This is a genomic window from Candidatus Woesearchaeota archaeon (assembly GCA_030651375.1).
In the GTDB taxonomy this organism is placed as follows: Archaea; Nanobdellota; Nanobdellia; order Woesearchaeales; family UBA12501; genus JAUSFM01.
Genome location: JAUSFM010000008.1, coordinates 1 through 1,493 on the forward strand (window position 1 = coordinate 1; position 1,493 = coordinate 1,493).

Consider the following 1,493-nt stretch of genomic DNA (forward strand, 5'->3'; position numbering starts at 1 on the left):
AAAAAGATCTCCGTAAATTTTGAGAATCGAATCTACCTGAGAAACGCCGGGTAAGGCACTTCTGGAAGTGTTTGGAATTCTAGTCCCAAAAAATTACTCAATTCTGTCAACCCGCAGGATTCAGGGGGCGTTGGACAAAGGACTTCCGTGCGTAGGGTGTTTATGCCCCCTGGCGGCGTCTGCAGAACCGGACGCCAAGGTACACGCCACGAAGGCCGAAGAATTCCAAAAATAATTCTTGCTTGACTTCGAAAATACCCGCTCTTGCGGGCACTTTTGCTGCAGCATCCACCCTCTATTTACGTCAAAATTGCGCCATGAAACATATTGCTATCGGACTACTTGGATTGGCCGCCCTACTTGGCACTCCAGCACACGCCCAAAATACACCGCAAACGGACTTGCCGCGCGTCAAACTGTCGGCAGGCATGCATTTGATCGACACCCAAGTGGCGATCACCCCGCAACAACATGCGGTGGGGCTCATGTTTCGCAAGGAGATGCCCACCCACGAAGGCATGCTGTTTGTTTTTGAACAAGCCGCCGAGCAGTGTTTTTGGATGAAAAACACCATGCTGCCCCTGACGGCCGCTTTTGTCGCCGACGATGGCACCATCGTCAACCTGGCCGACATGAAACCGCAAACCACCGATTCGCACTGCTCGAAGAAACCGGTGCGTTATGTACTCGAAATGAACCAGGGGTGGTTTGCCAAAAAAGGAATCAAAGACGGCACCAAACTCGGCGGCAAACCGTTTGAGGGCAAATAACGCTACATCTTTAATAGCTGCCTGCGCATATTCCACGGGGCTTTCAGCCCTATTTGATCAAAAAAAAACCACCTGACAAGGTGGCTTTTTCTATGCAGGCGAACTTCAGGCGAAGTTGGCTTCTGCAAAGCTCCAGTTCACCAGCTTTTCGAGGAAGGTCTCGACATACTTGGGGCGCATGTTGCGGTAGTCGATGTAGTACGCGTGTTCCCACACGTCCACGGTCAACAGTGCTTTGTCAGCGGTGGTGAGGGGTGTACCAGCGGCACCCATGTTGACGATGTCAACGGAACCGTCGGCTTTCTTGACCAACCAGGTCCAGCCCGAACCGAAGTTGCCCACGGCGGACTTCACAAATGCTTCCTTGAATGCGGCGTAGCTGCCCCATTTCGCAGTGATCGCAGCGGCCAAGGCGCCAGCAGGCTCGCCACCACCGTTGGGTTTCATGCAGTTCCAGAAAAAGGTGTGGTTCCAGATTTGGGCGGAGTTGTTGTAAATGCCACCGCTGGATTTTTTGATGATTTCTTCCAGCGCCATGCTTTCAAACTCAGTGCCCTTTTGCAGGTTGTTGAGGTTGACCACATAAGCGTTGTGGTGCTTGCCGTGGTGGAATTCCAATGTTTCTTGGGAATAAGCAGGTGCCAAAGCGTCAATGGCATACGGCAGGGCGGGCAAGGTGTGTTCCATGGAATCCTCTCAGTTGTGTTGAATTGAACGGCTGAT

At 52.2% G+C, this 1,493-nt stretch carries 2 protein-coding genes; one reads left to right on the forward strand and one right to left on the reverse strand.

Annotated features, from left to right (window positions below; genetic code table 11):
* Positions 1–317: 317 nt before the first annotated feature.
* The gene (locus Q7R76_02205; protein ID MDO8642382.1) at positions 318–770 is read left to right on the forward strand and encodes a DUF192 domain-containing protein; all 453 of its coding nucleotides are present in this window, start codon (positions 318–320) and stop codon (positions 768–770) included.
* Positions 771–875: 105 nt separating this feature from the next.
* Here the strand turns inward: Q7R76_02205 and Q7R76_02210 are convergent, their stop codons facing one another.
* Positions 876–1,457 carry a Fe-Mn family superoxide dismutase gene (locus Q7R76_02210; protein MDO8642383.1) on the reverse strand — a complete coding sequence of 194 codons (582 nt, stop codon included), beginning with the start codon at positions 1,455–1,457 and terminating at the stop codon, positions 876–878.
* Positions 1,458–1,493: the final 36 nt, after the last annotated feature.